Annotated in this window: 21 protein-coding genes and 1 tRNA gene; 10 read left to right on the top strand and 12 right to left on the bottom strand. The window is 60.9% G+C overall.

Features of this window, described 5'->3' with window-relative positions:
* The first annotated feature begins 11 nt into the window (after window positions 1-11).
* Entirely contained in the window at window positions 12-773 is a 762-nt protein-coding gene (locus tag DJ563_RS11915; RefSeq protein ID WP_434519587.1) for a sulfite exporter TauE/SafE family protein, read from the top strand.
* 1 nt (window position 774) lies between these two features.
* On the opposite strand, the gene DJ563_RS11910 is transcribed toward DJ563_RS11915, so the two are convergent.
* The 4 genes from DJ563_RS11910 to DJ563_RS11895 all read right to left on the bottom strand — a co-directional run bounded on the left by DJ563_RS11910 (window position 775) and on the right by DJ563_RS11895 (window position 4,955).
* Window positions 775-2,199, bottom strand: coding sequence for a GGDEF domain-containing protein (locus DJ563_RS11910; RefSeq protein ID WP_274099444.1), 1,425 nt, complete (start codon window positions 2,197-2,199; stop codon window positions 775-777).
* A gap of 138 nt (window positions 2,200-2,337) precedes the next feature.
* Window positions 2,338-4,167, bottom strand: a complete 1,830-nt coding sequence (locus tag DJ563_RS11905) for an SLC13 family permease (protein ID WP_274099445.1) — start codon at window positions 4,165-4,167, stop codon at window positions 2,338-2,340.
* Between the two features lie 138 nt (window positions 4,168-4,305).
* On the bottom strand, window positions 4,306-4,692 hold the full coding sequence (locus tag DJ563_RS11900; RefSeq protein ID WP_033696807.1) for a glycine zipper domain-containing protein: 387 nt from the start codon (window positions 4,690-4,692) through the stop codon (window positions 4,306-4,308).
* A gap of 74 nt (window positions 4,693-4,766) precedes the next feature.
* Entirely contained in the window at window positions 4,767-4,955 is a 189-nt protein-coding gene (locus DJ563_RS11895) for a hypothetical protein (protein WP_033696810.1), read from the bottom strand.
* A 224-nt stretch (window positions 4,956-5,179) separates the two neighbouring features.
* Between DJ563_RS11895 and DJ563_RS11890 the strand changes: the two genes are divergently transcribed.
* Window positions 5,180-6,331 carry a GGDEF domain-containing protein gene (locus DJ563_RS11890; protein ID WP_274099447.1) on the top strand — a complete coding sequence of 384 codons (1,152 nt, stop codon included), beginning with the start codon at window positions 5,180-5,182 and terminating at the stop codon, window positions 6,329-6,331.
* A 10-nt stretch (window positions 6,332-6,341) separates the two neighbouring features.
* On the opposite strand, the gene DJ563_RS11885 is transcribed toward DJ563_RS11890, so the two are convergent.
* Entirely contained in the window at window positions 6,342-6,644 is a 303-nt protein-coding gene (locus DJ563_RS11885; RefSeq protein ID WP_095064291.1) for an RcnB family protein, read from the bottom strand.
* A 114-nt stretch (window positions 6,645-6,758) separates the two neighbouring features.
* Between DJ563_RS11885 and DJ563_RS11880 the strand changes: the two genes are divergently transcribed.
* Together DJ563_RS11880 and DJ563_RS11875 are read left to right on the top strand one after the other, a co-directional pair.
* On the top strand, window positions 6,759-7,109 hold the full coding sequence (locus DJ563_RS11880; protein ID WP_434519586.1) for a hypothetical protein: 351 nt from the start codon (window positions 6,759-6,761) through the stop codon (window positions 7,107-7,109).
* Window positions 7,110-7,164: 55 nt separating this feature from the next.
* Window positions 7,165-7,986, top strand: coding sequence for a class I SAM-dependent methyltransferase (locus DJ563_RS11875; protein ID WP_274099449.1), 822 nt, complete (start codon window positions 7,165-7,167; stop codon window positions 7,984-7,986).
* On the opposite strand, the gene DJ563_RS11870 is transcribed toward DJ563_RS11875, so the two are convergent.
* The 4 genes from DJ563_RS11870 to DJ563_RS11855 all read right to left on the bottom strand — a co-directional run bounded on the left by DJ563_RS11870 (window position 7,987) and on the right by DJ563_RS11855 (window position 11,117).
* The gene (locus DJ563_RS11870; RefSeq protein ID WP_019470688.1) at window positions 7,987-8,754 is read right to left on the bottom strand and encodes an SDR family oxidoreductase; all 768 of its coding nucleotides are present in this window, start codon (window positions 8,752-8,754) and stop codon (window positions 7,987-7,989) included.
* 23 nt (window positions 8,755-8,777) lie between these two features.
* On the bottom strand, window positions 8,778-9,845 hold the full coding sequence (locus DJ563_RS11865) for a phosphotransferase family protein (RefSeq protein WP_434519585.1): 1,068 nt from the start codon (window positions 9,843-9,845) through the stop codon (window positions 8,778-8,780).
* 187 nt (window positions 9,846-10,032) lie between these two features.
* Entirely contained in the window at window positions 10,033-10,350 is a 318-nt protein-coding gene (locus DJ563_RS11860) for an SCP2 sterol-binding domain-containing protein (RefSeq protein WP_186660108.1), read from the bottom strand.
* Between the two features lie 56 nt (window positions 10,351-10,406).
* Entirely contained in the window at window positions 10,407-11,117 is a 711-nt protein-coding gene (locus tag DJ563_RS11855; RefSeq protein ID WP_434519584.1) for a histidine phosphatase family protein, read from the bottom strand.
* 198 nt (window positions 11,118-11,315) lie between these two features.
* Between DJ563_RS11855 and sohB the strand changes: the two genes are divergently transcribed.
* From sohB to DJ563_RS11840, 3 genes are all read left to right on the top strand, one after another.
* The gene (sohB, locus tag DJ563_RS11850) at window positions 11,316-12,335 is read left to right on the top strand and encodes a protease SohB (RefSeq protein WP_186660103.1); all 1,020 of its coding nucleotides are present in this window, start codon (window positions 11,316-11,318) and stop codon (window positions 12,333-12,335) included.
* A 154-nt stretch (window positions 12,336-12,489) separates the two neighbouring features.
* A tRNA-Cys gene (locus tag DJ563_RS11845) sits at window positions 12,490-12,563 on the top strand.
* Between the two features lie 191 nt (window positions 12,564-12,754).
* A complete protein-coding gene (locus tag DJ563_RS11840) occupies window positions 12,755-13,114 on the top strand; it encodes a hypothetical protein (protein WP_434519583.1) in 360 nt (119 codons plus the stop codon).
* Window positions 13,115-13,204: 90 nt separating this feature from the next.
* Here the strand turns inward: DJ563_RS11840 and DJ563_RS11835 are convergent, their stop codons facing one another.
* Both DJ563_RS11835 and DJ563_RS11830 read right to left on the bottom strand, forming a co-directional pair.
* Entirely contained in the window at window positions 13,205-15,175 is a 1,971-nt protein-coding gene (locus DJ563_RS11835; protein ID WP_434519582.1) for an acyltransferase family protein, read from the bottom strand.
* 223 nt (window positions 15,176-15,398) lie between these two features.
* Window positions 15,399-15,608: a DUF6434 domain-containing protein gene (locus DJ563_RS11830; RefSeq protein ID WP_434519581.1), complete on the bottom strand. Its 210-nt coding sequence runs from the start codon at window positions 15,606-15,608 to the stop codon at window positions 15,399-15,401.
* Between the two features lie 183 nt (window positions 15,609-15,791).
* Between DJ563_RS11830 and DJ563_RS11825 the strand changes: the two genes are divergently transcribed.
* Both DJ563_RS11825 and DJ563_RS11820 read left to right on the top strand, forming a co-directional pair.
* Complete coding sequence (locus DJ563_RS11825) at window positions 15,792-16,016, top strand: hypothetical protein (protein ID WP_274099494.1); 225 nt, start codon at window positions 15,792-15,794, stop codon at window positions 16,014-16,016.
* A 110-nt stretch (window positions 16,017-16,126) separates the two neighbouring features.
* Complete coding sequence (locus tag DJ563_RS11820; protein WP_337994324.1) at window positions 16,127-16,300, top strand: hypothetical protein; 174 nt, start codon at window positions 16,127-16,129, stop codon at window positions 16,298-16,300.
* A 58-nt stretch (window positions 16,301-16,358) separates the two neighbouring features.
* On the opposite strand, the gene DJ563_RS11815 is transcribed toward DJ563_RS11820, so the two are convergent.
* A complete protein-coding gene (locus DJ563_RS11815; RefSeq protein WP_033696828.1) occupies window positions 16,359-16,637 on the bottom strand; it encodes a hypothetical protein in 279 nt (92 codons plus the stop codon).
* 506 nt (window positions 16,638-17,143) lie between these two features.
* On the opposite strand from DJ563_RS11815, the gene DJ563_RS11810 reads away from it, so the two are divergent.
* The gene (locus DJ563_RS11810) at window positions 17,144-17,341 is read left to right on the top strand and encodes a hypothetical protein (RefSeq protein ID WP_434519580.1); all 198 of its coding nucleotides are present in this window, start codon (window positions 17,144-17,146) and stop codon (window positions 17,339-17,341) included.

The following is a 17,341-nucleotide window of genomic DNA, read 5'->3' as shown; positions in this document are numbered from 1 at the left end:
GGAGCCGCATCATGATGGATATCGCCGTACTTTCTGTATTCGCCTTTGCCGCCGGTTTGATCGACGCCGCCGTGGGCGGTGGAGGGCTGATTCAGATCCCGGCGTTGTTCAACGTGCTGCCCACCGCGCAACCGGCGGCCTTGCTGGGCACCAACAAGCTGGCCTCGGTGTGTGGTACGGCCTTTGCGGCGCGCTCGTTCATTCGCAAGGTCACGCTGGACTGGGGGCTGATCGTGCCCGCCGCACTCAGTGCCTTCGTCATGTCGTTCGCTGGCGCCGCCACGGTTTCGCTGGTGCCGCCCAGCGTGATGCGCCCGGGAGTGCTGGTGATGATCGTCCTGATGGCGATCTACACCTTCTGCAAGAAGGACTTCGGCACCTTGCACAAGCCCACGCAGATCGGTCGCAAGGAACAGTGCCTGGCGGTGCTGATCGGCGGGGCGATTGGTTTTTATGATGGCCTGTTCGGGCCGGGCACAGGCAGTTTCCTGATCTTCCTGTTCATTCGCTTCTTCGCCCTGGACTTCCTGCATGCCTCGGCTTCGGCCAAGGTGGTGAACATTGCGACCAACCTGGCGGCGCTGGTGTTCTTCGTGCCGTCGGGCAACGTGTTGTACGCCATCGCCTTGCCGATGGCGGCATGCAACATCCTCGGCGCTTTGACCGGCACCTGGCTGGCGGTGCGCAAGGGGGCAGGGTTCGTGCGCGGGCTGTTCCTGATTCTGCTGTGCGTACTGATCGCCAAGCTGTCCTGGGACTTGCTGGCTGGGTGAGTCAGACCACCTGGCGCTGTGCCTCGGCCTGTTCGACACGGTTGCGGCCATGGGCCTTGGCCCGGTAGAGCGCCTGGTCGGCGCGCGCCAGCAGTTCGTCCAGGCTCGGTGCCGGGGTATCGGCGGCGCAGCCGTCCAGGCCGATACTCACGGTAATATGCAGGCGATGGTCGGCCTGCACCACATGCAGGTCCTGCACCGCCCGGCGCAGGCGTTCGGCGGTGAATTTGGCACGCTCCGGCGCAAGGCCCGGGAGGACCACGACAAACTCCTCGCCGCCCATGCGCGCGAACAGCTGCCCTTCGTGCAACTGGTCTTGCAGGGTGCGGGCGAACTGGCGCAGCACTTTGTCACCAACCGCGTGGCCATGCGCGTCATTGATCGCTTTGAAATGGTCGATGTCCAGCATCATCAAGGTCAGCGGCAGTGCCGGGCCGTGTTGTTGGCGGCTGTCGAGCAGCGCGCTGGCACGGCGGGTGAATGCGCTGCGGGTCAGTACACCGGTCAGGTGATCGATGGTGGCCTGATGCGCCAGGCGCGCCAGCAGGCTGCGGTTGGCCTGGCTGACACAGGCCACCACCAGCGGCCCGAGCACCAGCATGGCGATGCCCAGGCGGGCCGACATCAGCGTAGTGACGCCCGGTTCGCTTTGCGGCACGCTGAAGTGCATGAGGTTTTGTGCGACCGCGACGATCAGCGTGCTGCCAGCGGTGAGCGTCAGCAGCGAGACCAGAAACGGCGGGTAAGTCCAGGCACACCACAATAGCGCGGCAATGGGGAAGGCAATGGCGCCTGGCCCACCAAAGGCGATGCTGAAGGCCAGCGAAGCAAGCAGCACCAGCAGGGGCGGCAACCGTACCGGCTGGGCGCCGCTGCGCATCAGGGCGCGTACCGAGGGGGCGGTCAGCAGCACTGGCAGCACCAGTACGCCGGTCGAGAACTGTTCGCTGAACCAGGCCAGCCAGGTGGCCTGCAGGGATTGCTCGAACCAAGGGGCGGCCATGACCGAGGCCAGGCTCGCCGCGACCATGGCACCGGCCGCGCAAGCGGCAAACACGCTGAGTACGCCATGCGGGCTGCGCATGCGGCGGTGCAGGCGCGGCACGCGTGCCAGCAACTGCCACACGCTGAACACCATGCCGAGGTTGCACAGGTTGAACCACAAGGCCGGCTTCCAGTCACTGCCGCACAGCAGGTCGGCCGCCACCATGGCCAGCCACACCAGTGTGAAACCAAGGGCATTGGCCTGGCGGGGGTAACGCAACAGCACGCCGACCAGTACCGCATTGACTGGCCAGAACAGCGACAGGGACTCGATCGGGCGTGCCAGGATGCCGCCCAGGGTCAAGGCAAAGGTCAGGCAAAGCAGAGCGACGTAGGGCAACAAGCGCGATTGGGCTGGAAAAACCATGAACTCGACCGGCAAGCGGAAACGAAATCCAGGAAAACGCCTTGAAGCACCTGGGGCAATTACGTATCAGTGTGTTTCCACAGGGCAGTTGATGTCAATCTGCCGCGATCCTTCTGGATAATGCCAAATTGCCTGCATTCCCTGTCGATTTCTTCACAAGCCGAAGAACCACGGCACCATCAGTACGGTGACCAGCATCACCAGCAAGGTGAAAGGGACGCCGACTTTGACGAAGTCACCGAAGCGGTACTGCCCAGGCCCGAGCACCAGGGTGTTGACGGGTGACGAGACGGGCGTCATGAACGCGGCCGATGCGGCGAGGGCCACAGTCATGGCGAACGGGTAGGGCGACATGCCCAACTGCGTGGCGGTGCTGATTGCTACCGGTGCCATCAGCACGGCGGTGGCGGTGTTGGAGATGAACAGGCCGATCACTGCGGTCATGGCAAACAGGCAAGCCAGAATGGCCCTCGGCCCGGCGTCGCCGAGTACACTGACCAGGCCGGTCACTGCCAGGTCGATACCGCCGGTTTTCTGCAGGGCCAGGGCGAAGGGCAGCATGCCGACGATCAGCACCAGGCTCTGCCAATGGATGGCCCGGTAAGCGCTGTTCATGTCGATGCAGCGGCCCGCGCCCATCAACAGGCAGCCGATCAAGGCGGCGATGACATTGGGCACCGCGCCGCTGACCATCAGCCCGACCATCACCGCCAGGCTCAGCAAGGCCTGGGGTGCGCGCCTGCGGGCCGGGGCTACCTGATCGACTTCGGCAGGCAGGCTCAACACCAAAAAGTCGTGGGGGTTGCTTTGCAGTTGACGCACGGCTTTCCAGGGGCCGACCACCAGCAGCGTATCGCCCAGGCGCAGCTTTTCTTCCACCAGTTGCTCTTCGATGGCGGCCTGTTCACGGCGCAAACCCACCACGTTGAGGCCGAAGCGGCTACGGAACGCCAGCTCGAGGATGCTCTTGCCGACCAACTGCGAGCCGGGGGGCAGCGACACTTCAGCCATGCCCAGCTCCTGGGACTGGTCGATGAAGTACGCCGCCTTGAAGTGCAGGGGTTCCAGTTGCATGGTCTGGCACAGGCTGCGCAGGTCGTCGCGGTTGGCGAACAGGTCGAGCAACAGCACGTCACCTTGGTGCAGTACTGTGTTGGAGTCGGCCGCGATGACCCGCGTGGTGAACTTGTGCTGGCGCTCGATGCCGATCACGTTGGCGCCATGCCGGGTGCGCAGCTCCAGCTCGCCCAGGGTGTGGCCGATCAGCGGCGAATGGGGGCGGATGCGCAGGCGCCGCTCGCGGCCGTTGAGCTTGTAGTCCAGCACCAGGTCGAGCAGCGTACGGCGGGTTTCCACGCGGCCGTCCTTGCGCACTTCGCCATTGAGCCAGTGGCGCGTCAGCAGCATGTAGCCGATGCCCAGCACCAGAACCACCAGGCCGAACGGGGTAAAGCTGAAGAAGTTGAAGCCCTGCTCGCCATGGCGCACCAGTTCACTGTGCACCACCACGTTGGGGGGCGTGGCCACCAGGCTGAGCATGCCGCTGATCAGGCCGGCGAAGCTCAAGGGCATCATCAGGCGGCTGGGTGACAGCTTGAGGCGCGCGGCGATGCTCAGCACCACCGGTATGAAGATCGCCACCACCCCGGTCGAGCTCATCACCGAGCCCAGCCCCGCTACCGCCACCATCAGCAATACCAGCAGGCGCGCTTCACTGTTGCCGGCCCGCTCGCTCATCCACTCGCCAATGCGGTAGGCGATGCCGGTGCGTACCAGGCCTTCGCCGATCACGAACAGGGCAGCGATCAGCACCACGTTGGGGTCGCTGAAGCCGGCCAGGGCCTGTTCCACGGTAAGGATGCCCGATAACGGCAGGGCGAGAATCACCATCAGCGCCACCACGTCCATGCGCGGGCGGTTGATGATGAAGAGGACGACGACGATGGCCAACAGGCCGAGGACCCAGAGCAGCTCTTGGTTCATGGGGAGGGGGTGTTCCTTCACACGGGGGCACGGTAGACAGTAGCAGCCAGTGTGCCAGCTTGCGGTGAAGGGTGTGTTGACGTGTTGCAGGGTTTCACAAGCAAAAGGGGCTGCCGAGCAACCCCTTGGTCAGCTGGATCAGTGGCGGTGACGGCGGTGTTTCTTGCCGTTGTTGTCGCCCAGGTGGTTGCCGATGGCACCCCCTGCAGCACCGCCCAGGCCGGCACCGATGGTCGAACCGGCAGAGCCACCGACCTTGCCGCCCAGCAGCGAACCGCCCGCCGAACCCAGGCCACCGCCGATGGCGGCTTCGGTGCGGTTGCCCTTGCGTGCGCCTACCGCACTGCCGGCCGCGCCGCCGACACCGGCACCAATCGCAGCGCCAGTGCTGCCGCCGATCTGTTGACCGACAACGTTACCCAGTACACCACCCAGGCCACCGCCAATGGCGGCGGTACCGTCACCGGCGAAAGCGCCCTGGCACAGCAGCAGGCCGAGAGCAAGGGAAGGTAGAGTCAGACGCATGGTACGAACCTCAAAAGGAATCATCAGGTTAAGGTGCCGCGCAACGGGCGGCGGGTCAGGGGTGCAAAGACGCTTCAGCGGTAGTAGCGGTCACCGCGGTATTGACGGTTGTCATCGTCATCGTCGCGGTCATGCCGATGATGGTGGCGCTGGCCACGGTCGCGATCACGCCAGCCATCGTCGTCGTCATGGTAGCGATGGCTGTGGCAGCCAGCGGTCAGCAGGATGGCGGCAACCAACGAGAAGCTTGCAAGGCGGGTCATCACGATATAGGTCCTTGATCCGCAAAGGTTTACGGGGCACTTCCTGAGACTGGGAACGATCCATTTGGTTTCCTTGGCAGGCAAAATTTTGTCATGCTCGCGATCAGCGGCGTGCCTGCCGGCTGCTGTTCTGTCCCGCTCGGTCATGGCCGAGCTGCGGGTCGGCCACTAAACTGCACAGCAAGCCGCAGCCAAGACGGCAAACTGCCACACGGTGAATCACGATGATCGCCCACACCCCCACGTTGTTCGCCGCCGTTGCCCTGGTTGCAACCATTCTGGCCTTCTGCCTGCTGCTGGTCGGGCGCAGCAACCGCCGCGACAACCTGATGCTGACCGGTTGCGGGCTGCTGGTGCATGCCTTGGCCTATGTGTGCTACACGCTCTATGCCCAAGCGCCGTTGTGGGTCAGCTATGGCTTGGGCAACAGCCTGCTGTCCCTGGCCTTGGCGTTCTATTCGGCCAGCCTGTTCCGGGTGCGCGAGCAAGTGATCCCGTGGCGGATGATCTTCGTCATTCCCGCCGTCATGCTGGTGGGGCTGATGCTGCTGCTCGATACCCTTGAGCCCCGCATGTTGCTGGCGACGTTGGTGCTGATGCTGCAATGTTCGATGATCCTTTATTGGGCGCGGCGTTACGTCGAGCGGCCGGGCAGGGCGCACCTGCTGCTGCAGATCGGTGCGCTGATCAGCCTGGTCGGGCTGGGCATGCGCGCCGTGGCCGTGGCCAATGGCACGGCCGTGGAACTGCGCTACGACACCAGTAACGTCAAGCAAAGCATTTCGGTGGCGATCGGCACGGCCACGGTGATGATGTATTCGATCGGGCTGGTGCTGATGGCCAAGGAACGCAGCGAATCACGCCTGCAGCACCTGGCCCTGCGCGATGTGCTCACGGATACCTACAATCGCCGGGCGATCCTCGAGCGCTTCGTCGTCGAGCTGGACCGCGCCCGGGACGCGCAGAGCAGCCTGGCCGTGGCCATGATCGACATCGACCACTTCAAACGCATCAACGACTTGTACGGGCACCTGGCCGGTGACGAGGTGCTGTGCCATTGCGTGCGTCAGTTGCAGCAACGCTTGCGCCAGGGAGACAGCCTGGGCCGCTATGGCGGCGAGGAATTTTTGCTGCTGTTGCCCGAAACCGACCGCGTTGGCGCAATGGCGGCGCTGCAGGGCTTGCGAGAGGCCATTGCCCGCAGCCCCGCACGCTTTGCCAGCGATGAAATCGAACTGCGTTTCAGTGTCGGATTGTGGTGCAGTGTGCCTGGCGTCAACGACAACACGGCCAGCCTGCTTGCCCAGGCCGATGCAGCGCTGTACCAGGCCAAGGCCGCCGGGCGCAACACGGTGCACATGGCGGCCTGTGTGTAGCTCGGCAGGGTCAGGACGCGGGGTGGATGGCCAGGACCACACCGTTGGTGATCTGCACCAGCACATAGTGCTCGCCCATGCGCACCCAGTGGCTTTCCTTTTCGGGTGCCGGCAGGCCTTTGGCTTTCCAGTCTTTTACCGTCTGGTCATCGCGTTTGTATTGGTCGGGGGCCTTGTCACCTACCTTGAGTTCGCGGTTGTGGGTTTCCGGCCCGGTGATGCTTTCTTCGGCCGAAGGCGCGGCAGAGGCGGCCAGCGGCAGGCAGGGCAGGGCGGCGAGCAGCAGTGAAGGCAGCAGGTGATGCAGTTTCATGGCGGTTTCCTTGTGACGGCATGTCCTTACTGCGACAGCGGCGTGCCGCCGACAATTCACTCGCGGTGCCTGCGAGTGCTAGAGTCGCCTTCTTTTTTGCCCTGAGGGTTGAACATGCGAGCAATTCTGCCGATGGCCGCGATACTGATGCTGGTCGGTTGTGCTTCTGCGACCATGGAAACGGCACGTGGCGGCAAGCCGACCGCGCAGCTCGATTCGCACAAGGCGCCCGCGCTGGTAGCCCAGTGCATCCAGTTCAGCTGGCAGGAAGAGGCGGTGTTCGGGGTCGATGCCAGTGGCTACCTGGAGCCGCGCAAGCTGGGTGGTTTCACGGTGTATACCCGCGATGCCGAAGCGTTCGTGGATATCTATCCGCAAGCAGGTGGAGCGCGGGTCGACTACTACGCGCAAAACAATGACAGTGTGGCCCTGCAACGGCGCGCGGCGGCGGCGACCTGCCTGTAATGATGAAGGCCTGACCAGGGCCGCCAATACACGACACGTGGACAAGGACGTGAGTATGGACCGATCACTGCAACTCAACCGCAGCAGTTGGGACGAACGCGCCCCCTTGCATGCCGCCTCGAAAGACTATGAGGTCGAACGGCTCGTCGAGCACCCGGCGCATCTTTCCGAAACCGTTCGCTTCGACCTGCCGTTGCTAGGCGATATCCGCGGGCTCAACGCCGTTCACCTGCAGTGCCACATCGGTACCGATACCCTCTCGCTCGCCCGCCTGGGCGCGAAGGTCTGCGGCCTGGATTACTCCGGGGCTTCGCTGGCCGAGGCGCGGGCACTCGCCGAGCGCTGCGCGGTGCCGATCGTCTATGTGGAATCGGATGTCTATGCCGCCGACCAGGTGTTGCCCGCGGGTAGCTTCGACCTGGTCTATACCGGCATCGGCGCACTCTGCTGGCTGCCCCACATCGAACCGTGGGCGCGTACGGTGGCAGCCCTGCTCAAACCGGGTGGGCGGTTGTTCCTGCGCGATGGCCACCCGATGCTGATGGCGGTCAACGAAGACCATCAGGACCGCCTGTTGATCGAGTATCCGTACTTCGAGCACGACACTCCGACGGTCTGGCATAACGACCAGACATACGTCGAAACCGATCAGCGCCTGGTCCATACCGAGACCCATGAGTGGAACCACGGCCTGGGCGAGGTGATCAGTGCGTTGCTGGCGCATGGGCTGCAACTGACAGCTCTGGTCGAGCACCAGAGCATCCCTTGGGAGGCGCTGCCGGGCCAGATGGACAAAGGCGCCGACGGCGAGTGGCGCTTGCGCCAGCAGCCGTCACGCCTGCCTTTGAGCTACACCCTGCAGGCAATCAAGGCCTGATCAGGACAGGTAACCGCCGTCGACGTTGAGTGCGGTGCCGGTGGTGTAGCTGGAGGCATCGCTGGCCAGGTACAGCACCGCGCCGGCCATTTCCTTGGGGTCGGCCACGCGCTTGAGCGGGATCTGCTGCAGGGCGGCGTTGAGGATAGCGTCGTTCTTCACCAGTGCCGAGGCGAACTTGGTGTCAGTCAGGCCTGGCAGCAGCGCATTGCAGCGGATGCCGAACTGTGCACATTCCTTGGCGAAGACCTTGGTCATGTTGATCACCGCAGCCTTGGTCACCGAATAGATGCCCTGGAAATGCCCTGGCGAGACGCCGTTGATCGACGCCACATTGATGATGCTGCCGCCGCCGTGTTCGCGCATCAGCTTGCCGGCTTCCACCGACATGAAGAAGTAACCACGAATGTTGACGTCCACGGTCTTCTGGAAGGCGTTCAGGTCGGTGTCCAGCACGTTGCAGAACTGCGGGTTGGTGGCGGCGTTGTTGACCAGGATATCCAGGCGCCCGAACTGTTCGCGGATACCGGCGAACACCTGCTGGATCTGCTCCATCTCGCCGATGTGGCAGGCCACTGCAGTCGCCTTGCCCCCGGCGGCAATGATCGCCTCGGCGACCTGCTGGCAGCCGTCCAGCTTGCGGCTGGAGACGATCACGTGTGCGCCCTGCTGGGCCAGCAGGTGGGCAATGGCTTCACCGATGCCGCGGCTGGCGCCGGAAACGAAGGCGATTTTGCCGTCAAGGTCGAACAAGTGGGTCTTGGACATGCTGTTTTCCTTGTTGTCTGTCGTCAGAGCGTGGTGTGGGCGATGACCTTCAAGGCCATCTGCTCCAGCAGCCGGTTCATGTGGATGAACTGAGCGAAGCGCTTGTCCTGAGTCTGGCCGTGGTAGAAGCGGTAGTAGATCTGTTGCACGATGCCGGCGAGGCGGAACAGGCCATAGCAATAGTAGTAATCGAAGTTGTTCAGGCGGATACCGGCGCGCTCGGCGTAGTAATCGACGAACTGGCGACGGCTCAGCATCCCGGGGGCGTTGCTGGGTTGGCGGCGCATCAGTTGCACCGGCGCCGGGTCGCCCGCTTCGATCCAGTAGGCCAAGCTGTTGCCCAGGTCCATCAGCGGGTCGCCAATCGTGGCCATCTCCCAATCCAGCACGCCAATGATGCGCATCGGGTTGTCGGCGTCGAGGATCACGTTGTCGAAACGGTAGTCGTTATGCACGATGCCGGGGCGCGGATGGTCGGCGGGCATCTTCTCGTGCAGCCAGGCGATGACCCGCTCCCAGCGTGGCGCATCCTCGGTGATGGCTTTTGCATAGCGGTTGGTCCAGCCCTCGATCTGGCGCTGCACATAGCCTTGCGGCTTGCCCAGGTCGGCCAGCCCGCAGGCCTGATAGTCGACCTGGTGCAGTTCCACCAGGCGGTCGATGAAGCTTTTGCACAGGGCTTCGGTCTTGGCGGCGTCGAGGTTGAGTTCAGCGGGGATGTCCGAGCGCAGGATGATGCCCTTGACCCGCTCCATCACGTAGAACTCGCCGCCTATCAGGCGCTCGTCGGTGCAGTGCACGTACGCCTTGGGGCAGTACGGGAAGCCATCGTTGAGCTGATTGAGAATGCGGAACTCGCGGCCCATGTCGTGGGCCGACTTGGCCTTGTGGCCGAACGGCGGCCGGCGCAGCACGAAGTCGCGGCCCGGGTAGCTGACCAGGTAGGTGAGGTTGGAGGCGCCGCCAGGGAACTGGCTGATGCTCGGCAAACCCGCCAGGCCGGGGATATGGGCCTTGAGATAAGGGTCGATGACGGCCGCGTCGAGTTCTTCGCCGGGGCGTACCTGGGTGGACTGATCGGTGAGCGTCATGCGTTTTCCTTATAATCGATCGCAAGGACTATTGGCTAATTTAATGGCCTGCGGGAACTGGAACAAGCGTCCTGGCAGTCATATAGACAAGGGTGTTGCAGGTGGATCAATCGCCTTGATGGGGTGGGCAAAAAAAAACCGAAGCCGGTCAGGCTTCGGTTTTTTCATCGCTCGGCGTGCCCGTCACTCAGGAAGGGAACAGCTCGCTCAGCTTCATCGACAGCATCATGTCGCCCTCGACGCGCAGCTTGCCGCCCATGAAGGCCTGCATGCCGTCGGTCTCGCCACTGACGATACCCTTGAGGGTCTCGCTGTCCAGCACCAGGGTGCAGTTGGCGTCTGGGTTCTCGCCTTCCTGGATGTCGCAGGTACCGTCCTTGACGATCAGCGCGTACTTTTTGCCTTCGTCGGTGATGTCGAAGCCGAACACCAGGTCCAGGCCGGCGGCAGCGGCTGGGTTGAACTTCTCTTGCATCTTCTTAACGGCATCAGCTACGGAGGTCATGGCGCATTCCTTATAGAGTGATTTTCACGTCCCCGCAGGGACACAACAAGCCGGGCTCATCGGTAGGTAATGAGCTCCGGCGCCCTCAACAGCTGCACATGGGCTTGGCTGTTGAAGGAAGCCAGTGCCACGTCGCGGCCGCGGAACTTCAGCTGGCTGAGCGACGTGTTGATAATTTGCCAGTTCAGCGCGAAAGCCTGGCTGGGGGTAATGCAGGTGACCAGGTGGAGCAGGGCGGCGATGGTGCCGCCGGAGGTGAAGATGGCGATGTTGTCGCCACTGCCTGCGGTTTCGAGCACACGTTGCAAGCCCTTCTGGACGCGGGCGGTGAAGCCCTGCCAAGTCTCCAGGCCGTCATCGGCATGCTCGCCATCGTGCCAGCGCTGCACCATCAAGGCGAACAGGCGCTGGAATTCACTGCGGTGCTGTGCGCCATTGCGCAAGATGTGCAGGGCGTTGGGTTCTTGCTCCATCAGCCCCGGCAGCAGGGCGCGGATCACCCCGTCGGCATCGAACTCATTGAACGCCGCGTCGGTCTCGACAGCAGGCACCTGGCAGCCGCTGGCGTGCAAGGCCTCCAACGCCAGGCGTGCGGTATCCTGCTGACGGCGCAGGTCGCCGGCCACGCAACGATCCAGCCGCACACCGAGCTGAGCCAGGTGTTCGCCCAGGGCCTGGCTCTGACGCACACCGACGGCTGAGAGGGCGTCGTAGTCTTCGGCACCGAAGGAGGCTTGGCCATGTCGGATCAGGTAGAGGTTGCCCACGAAGGTATCCGGCCTGTTGGAGGTTGCTGCGAGGTTAGGATGTGCCACACAGGCTGTCAACGAAAAAACATACAAGCGTTTGAAAAGGTTGTTTGAACTGTGTTGCCAGCGTTTACACCGGCTGGCAGCGCCTCAGGCGCACCGGTATGCTTGTAGCAGTTACGCGCTGAACCGGCGCCAGTCTTTGAAGGAGTCAACGTGGAGTTTCTTGCAGAATACGCAAGCTTTCTCGCTAAAACCGCCACCTTGGTGATTGCGATCCTGGTGGTGTTGTCGGCCATTGCCGGTTTGCGCGGCAAGGGGCGGCGCAAACCGGGCGGGCAATTGCAGGTCACGCGCCTGAACGAGTTCTATAAAGAGCTGCGCGAGCGCCTGGAGTCGGGTTTGCTCGACAAGGCTCAGCTCAAGGCCTTGCGCAAGCAGCAGGCAAAGGCGGAAAAACAGCAGAAAAAAGCCAAGGCTGAAGAAAAGAGCCGGGTCTTCGTGCTCGATTTCGATGGCGACATCAAGGCCTCGGCCACCGAGAGCCTGCGCAACGAGATCACCGCCCTGCTGACCCTCGCTACCCCACGTGACGAGGTAGTGCTGCGGCTCGAAAGCGGCGGTGGCCTGGTGCACAGCTATGGCCTGGCCGCTTCACAACTGGCGCGAATTCGCCAAGCGGGCATCCCGCTGACCGTGTGCATCGACAAGGTGGCTGCCAGTGGTGGCTACATGATGGCCTGCATTGGCGAGAAGATCGTCAGCGCACCCTTTGCCGTGCTGGGTTCGATTGGCGTGGTAGCCCAATTGCCCAACGTCAATCGTCTGCTGAAGAAGCACAACATCGATTTCGAGGTGCTCACCGCCGGCGAATACAAGCGCACCCTCACGGTGTTCGGCGAAAACACCGAGAAGGGCAGGGAGAAGTTCCAGGAAGACCTGGACATCACCCACCAGCTGTTCAAGGACTTTGTCGCTCGCTATCGGCCACAGCTGCACATGGACGAAGTGGCCACCGGCGAAGTCTGGCTGGGCGTGGCAGCGCTTAACCGCAAGCTGGTGGACGAGCTGCAGACCAGCGACGAATACCTCAGCGACCGCGCCCGCAACGCCAATCTGTTCCATTTGCACTTTGCCGAACGCAAGAGCCTGCAGGAGCGCATCGGCATGGCTGCCAGCGGCACGGTGGAGAACACCGTGGTGGGGCTTTGGAGCAAACTCGGCCGCTTGCGCTAACACCTTGAACCCCTTGAAATTTTTTTCTGTTCAGGGGGTTGCAAGGTTCATTGAATGCAGACATAATGGCGCCCATCGAAACGCAGCGAACTTTGAAAAAGGTTCAGTGTTTCAAGGGGATAGCAAAGCGCAAGCGGCTAACTCCGAACTTTGAGGCCGAGTAGCAAAGTGGTTATGCTCCGGATTGCAAATCCGTCTACGCCGGTTCGATTCCGACCTCGGCCTCCATTATTCGAAAGCCCCGCAGATTAACGTCTGCGGGGTTTTTCTTTGTGGGTCGAAAAAGACCGAAGTCCCAAAACAGATTATCCCCAGTCCCCAAGTTTTCTCGTAGGGGAAAGCGAAAACTCGCTTCAACGCCGGGCTTTTTGTGATGATGGCCTTTTGCTATATTCCGCACCCTCAATTCGGAGGGAATCATGAAGAAAGCCGTACTTGCACTCATCGCCGCCACTGCCGTTGTTTCAGGTTGCACCGTTCGAGTCGCAGACATGACTGTTGCCAGCACCAAGAATTACAATATCAACTCTTCGAAATTCGTGAAGGGTGCGCGTGTAACCGGGGAAGACAACTACCCGGTCATCATTTTTCCGCTGGGCATCCCTAACATGAAGACAGCGATGGATAACGCTATCCAGAAGGATAAGTGCGCCGTGGGCCTTTCGGATGTGGTGATGAGCCAACTCAATCACTCTTTCCTGGTGGGTTCAATCGGTTACCGGGTGGAAGGTGATCTGATTATTGACACTACCCGCACTGGCTGTGAGGCCCGCACCTAAGGTTGCCCGGTTTAAGCTGCCAGCGCCTTTTCAGTGCAAGCCCGCCGAGGTGGCGGGCTTGCAGAGATGGCAGTTTAAATGCTCATGCGTTCAATCTTCGACGTGTTGCCCAACAGATCGAGCGGATTGCCCCAGGGCCGCGATAGGCTGGGGGACTTGACCGGATTCTACTACGGAGCGGCCAATGATCTCAGATCCGACCATGCTGATGTGGCCGCTGTCAAAGTAGAGAAGCGTGTCTTTGTCGTAAGCCGAGCACGTTCCGTTTTTGCAGATTTGCGGCCGAACATCGAACGTGGTTACGTTGGCGTACTGGCTTGCGAGTTCCTTGAGGTAGAGGTTGACTTCGCTTTCGCCTTGATCGGGAGTCATCGCGGTTGCTGGACAGTTCATTCCTGGGATGCGTATGGCTTTTGCCGTACACATGCGGTCCAGGCCTACGAATACGGGGACATTCAGGGCAATGATCACCTGATTGTGGTTGCCGGCCAGTTCAGCGATGGTATCGGCGAACTTCTCCTTCCCGCCTTTCGCAGCATAGCCTTCCCAATATGCTCCGATGATTACGGTTCTATAGTGCTTGGACTCGGCGAACGCCCGCTCATTAAAGTCATTGCAGGACTTTGCGCGATCCGGACCAATAAGGCCTTTTGTATCATGCACCGGAGGGCACGATGTAAGAGAGATATTTCGGATGGAGAAATGCGCGCTTTCTCCTACAGCCTTCAGATACCCAACGTAATGCGCTGCGTTTGAGTCGCCCCAAAGCAGTGTTTGCGCAGGCACTGTCTTATCACCATTGACGCACTGATCCTCGGTCCATTTTTTCGGATCGTACTGCATCATCTGGCAGTTGAATGGGAACCGGCTCGCAGGTTTCGTGTTGTAGTCGTGTAAAGAGATTTCTCTCTTGTATGCGGCGCCTGCAGCGGTTGGCCAATAACCATTGTTCTTCACCAAGACGTATCCCAGTACCATCACACCCGCGCTGGTCGCAATGATCGGCCCAGCCTTGGTGATCAGCCACATTGGAGTGCGAGCCCTGAAAGGCGTCTCTATCAGGTGATACGAGATGAGGGTGAGTAGGCACATCAGCAGTGCGCAGGCGATGCCACCTGACAGCGTCGGCTCACCGTATGCGTAACGGTAGAACGCCAGAACAGGCCAGTGCCAGAGGTAAAGCGAGAATGAACGCAGCCCCACATAACGGGCGACTGGGTTCCCAAAAATTCTGGATAGAAGGTTTCTTTGGTTAGTGCCTGAAAGGATCAGCAGTGCCGCGCCCAGGGACGGAATAATCGACCGAACGCCAGGGAAACCATTCTTCTCGTCAAGATAGAGAATCGATCCGGCAACCATGGCCAGGCCCACTGCACCTGCCAAGTTGGCAGCGGAGGCAGGGATGCGTCGCGAGTCCTGCCACAGGAACAGAAGGGCACCGACCAGAAGTTCGCCTGCCCTGGAAGGCAGCATGTAATAAGCGAACGAGGGGTCGCGAGCCAGGAAGTACTCACTCACCGCGAAGGAACCGATAGCGAGAATGACGCCCGTTGCCACCAGCAGGCGCTTACCTCCGACCTTCATGGCGATGATCATCAACGCCGGCCATATCAGATAGAACTGCTCTTCAACGCCGAGCGACCACATATGCAGCAGTGGCACGGTGTCGGACGAAGCGGCGAAGTAACCCGTGTCCAAGAAGAGCCAATAGTAGATGTTAGCTGCAGAAAGGGTAGCGCCGATCGCCGACTCCGAAAGAGACTTGACGTCGGCAGGCAAGAGTAAGAACGAGCCAGCGATTAATGTGACGATTGTTACAAACGCAGCTGCAGGTAGGATCCGACGAACACGGCGACCGTAAAAATCAGCGAAAGAGAAGTTGGGCCCTTTTCCGTAGATGATCCCTGTGATCAGGAAGCCGGAAATGACGAAAAAAACGTCAACGCCGACGAAGCCGCCAGGGAGCCATTGCTTGTTGAAATGGAAAATTGTGACAGCCAAAACGGCCAGAGCCCTGAGCCCGTCTATGTCCGGTCGATAGGCCAAGTGTTTGCCTTGCATTTCTGAATTCCCTGTCATGGGGGCTGAATAAACGGCGGATGATACCTTTTTGCCTGCATTCGCGGGCAATTTTGTGCTTGGTGAAATCGGCGACGGATGTGCCCTGTCTATCTCCATAAATCGCGAGGCGAGGCGACATTTCCTGCAATCGGCAAGTCGTTATCCAGCATCGTGTCGAATGGCTAGACAGTATGGCGGATGAGTTAATCAATCGGTGTTGCCGTCATCGCTTCCTTCGACGCAGCCATTCATCTGCAACGTCGCCCAGTGTTACGGGCTCGCCGCTCTTGACCCAGGCCATGAAGGTGCGATCGAACTTGAAGCCATCGCCGCACTCGCCGACCATGAACTGCCGGACCTTCTGCGTGTTGCGGTAGTTCTTGTCCAGCGGGGTTGCACGGGTGATCGGCCCTGCGTGCCAGTCAAAAATCATTCCCTGCTCCTTGGGTGGCGAAGTCGCCCGTAGCGTAGCACTGCTCGTGCTGCAGAACTCTGACGGTGTAAGTACTCTCTGTGCCCGGCCACACACGGGTAGGTAAATTTTTAAGTAGCGCTTATGTTGCCGGAGGAGGAGTATCGATGGCTTCCCGGCGCAATGTCGGAGGGAGTCACCTCAATGGATCGCAAGCCCAGCAATCAGGAAGTCGCAGTGGCGATCGGCATAAGCGAAGCGGAAGTTCTACGATACCGAAGCGATACGTTGTTGCTCGGCGACGGCTCATGGCTGATCCACTTCACCTTCGTGATGCCCAAAGAGCTTCGGTTCGGCTTGACCGGGAGCTTTTCCCACATCTTGAAAGCGCCGCCGCCTTCCGGTGACCGGCGGATGGAGGCTCTTTAACTGCCGGCACCTGGGGGCGGGCAGGGGAATTCACCCCGTCAGTGACAGATGCGGCGTATAGTGACAAACGAGTTGCTGCATTCCAGTGACTTCCCTATCGAGGTTCAGTCATGAATGCCTCCCATCAGTCCCCCACGCACAAAGCCCACCAGCGGCTCGACGAGCAGATCAAAGCGTTCCTCTCAAAAGGCGGATCCATCCAGGAGGTGGCTTCCGGTATTGGCGCTTCCGATCGTGTCGGCCCCAGGCAGCCTTCGGCCAGGTGGTCCAATTCGAAGGGCTAGGCCTTGCGTTTGAGACGTTAAAGGAAAACCGGCCAGTGGCCGGTTTTTTTGTGGGCTTTCAGCTGTCTGCTGATGGACGTGTGGGGAAATGCTGAGGATACAGCGCCCTGTCCACCTCCAGCTTCTCAGCGTCGCCAATACGCTTGCGCACTTCGGCGTAGAACTGCTGGCTCTGATTTTGGAACCTGATGAAGTCGCGGTCGCACTCCGCCTGCGCGGCCATCAGCTCCAGGCCGGCAAGCCCCTGGGTGGACTTGCGCGACAGGACATAGGCCTGCCAAGCGTTTTCAACCTTCAGCAGCCCTCTAGCGAACGCTTTTGTCTCGATTGTCGCCATTGGAACACCCTCTTTGAGCCAAATAGGCTCGTCGGTGTGGATCGCCAGAGCGACGATGGGCAAGCGTGTGGGAGCGCCGATTACCAAGGCATCGGATAGCTGAGCTTAGCGTGTTTTCTGGGTGACGCCGCTTAGTGGTTGGCGCGAGGGAAGGGCTAGATCCAACATGGGGTCAGGCAATTTTCAAGCGACAAAAGAAAAGCCCGCCGACAATCGGCGGGCTAAAGAACGTACGGAGCAAGGCCAGTGTGCCAAGCAGGTTGTCGATAATATGTGAAGAGGGTGTCATACGGCTGTCGTTTGCTGCGGGTATTCAAGCCAGGTGCTTCCCTGCCATTAACAAACCCCCCGCGCAAAAAAAAACCGCCATTGAATGGCGGGTAAGGAACGCTTGAAGGGAGAGCCTGCAGACTGCCCGCGCCCGGTTAACCCAGCATTAAGCGGCCATCCATTGACCTTGCCCACTGTTCAGCCTATATAGGCCTCCCGCCAATCCAGGAGCCAGCATGCGCGACGAAGACGACCTGCACGAACCCGAGCATGACCACCTGCTCGACCACGAATTCCTCTACGACGACATCGAGCACGAGGCTGACGCCCAGGGCGTGCTAGACGAAGTAGACGAAGATGAGGAAACGCTGGATGACCTCGATGACGAGGACCGTGACCACCCAGCCTGGTACGACGACTGCGAAGACGATTGA

Origin of the sequence: Pseudomonas sp. NFX1 (assembly GCF_051123555.1) — a bacterium.
Classification (GTDB): domain Bacteria; phylum Pseudomonadota; class Gammaproteobacteria; order Pseudomonadales; family Pseudomonadaceae; genus Aquipseudomonas; species Aquipseudomonas capeferrum.
This window is presented reverse-complemented; position numbering and strand designations above follow the sequence as displayed.

Bases quoted from the DNA above. Each gene is read 5' to 3' on its own strand.
- DJ563_RS11865 (WP_434519585.1), bottom strand. From the start codon at position 9,845: ATGACGCTCACCGATCAGTCCACCCAGGTACGCCCCGGCGAAGAACTC.
- DJ563_RS11835 (WP_434519582.1), bottom strand. From the start codon at position 15,175: ATGCAAGGCAAACACTTGGCCTATCGACCGGACATAGACGGGCTCAGG.
- DJ563_RS11890 (WP_274099447.1), top strand. From the start codon at position 5,180: ATGATCGCCCACACCCCCACGTTGTTCGCCGCCGTTGCCCTGGTTGCA.
- DJ563_RS11820 (WP_337994324.1), top strand. From the start codon at position 16,127: ATGAATGCCTCCCATCAGTCCCCCACGCACAAAGCCCACCAGCGGCTC.
- DJ563_RS11830 (WP_434519581.1), bottom strand. From the start codon at position 15,608: ATGATTTTTGACTGGCACGCAGGGCCGATCACCCGTGCAACCCCGCTG.
- DJ563_RS11825 (WP_274099494.1), top strand. From the start codon at position 15,792: ATGGATCGCAAGCCCAGCAATCAGGAAGTCGCAGTGGCGATCGGCATA.
- DJ563_RS11870 (WP_019470688.1), bottom strand. From the start codon at position 8,754: ATGTCCAAGACCCACTTGTTCGACCTTGACGGCAAAATCGCCTTCGTT.
- DJ563_RS11875 (WP_274099449.1), top strand. From the start codon at position 7,165: ATGGACCGATCACTGCAACTCAACCGCAGCAGTTGGGACGAACGCGCC.
- DJ563_RS11810 (WP_434519580.1), top strand. From the start codon at position 17,144: ATGCGCGACGAAGACGACCTGCACGAACCCGAGCATGACCACCTGCTC.
- DJ563_RS11905 (WP_274099445.1), bottom strand. From the start codon at position 4,167: ATGAACCAAGAGCTGCTCTGGGTCCTCGGCCTGTTGGCCATCGTCGTC.
- DJ563_RS11860 (WP_186660108.1), bottom strand. From the start codon at position 10,350: ATGACCTCCGTAGCTGATGCCGTTAAGAAGATGCAAGAGAAGTTCAAC.
- DJ563_RS11895 (WP_033696810.1), bottom strand. From the start codon at position 4,955: ATGACCCGCCTTGCAAGCTTCTCGTTGGTTGCCGCCATCCTGCTGACC.
- DJ563_RS11885 (WP_095064291.1), bottom strand. From the start codon at position 6,644: ATGAAACTGCATCACCTGCTGCCTTCACTGCTGCTCGCCGCCCTGCCC.
- DJ563_RS11815 (WP_033696828.1), bottom strand. From the start codon at position 16,637: ATGGCGACAATCGAGACAAAAGCGTTCGCTAGAGGGCTGCTGAAGGTT.
- DJ563_RS11880 (WP_434519586.1), top strand. From the start codon at position 6,759: ATGCGAGCAATTCTGCCGATGGCCGCGATACTGATGCTGGTCGGTTGT.
- DJ563_RS11900 (WP_033696807.1), bottom strand. From the start codon at position 4,692: ATGCGTCTGACTCTACCTTCCCTTGCTCTCGGCCTGCTGCTGTGCCAG.
- DJ563_RS11840 (WP_434519583.1), top strand. From the start codon at position 12,755: ATGAAGAAAGCCGTACTTGCACTCATCGCCGCCACTGCCGTTGTTTCA.
- DJ563_RS11915 (WP_434519587.1), top strand. From the start codon at position 12: ATGATGGATATCGCCGTACTTTCTGTATTCGCCTTTGCCGCCGGTTTG.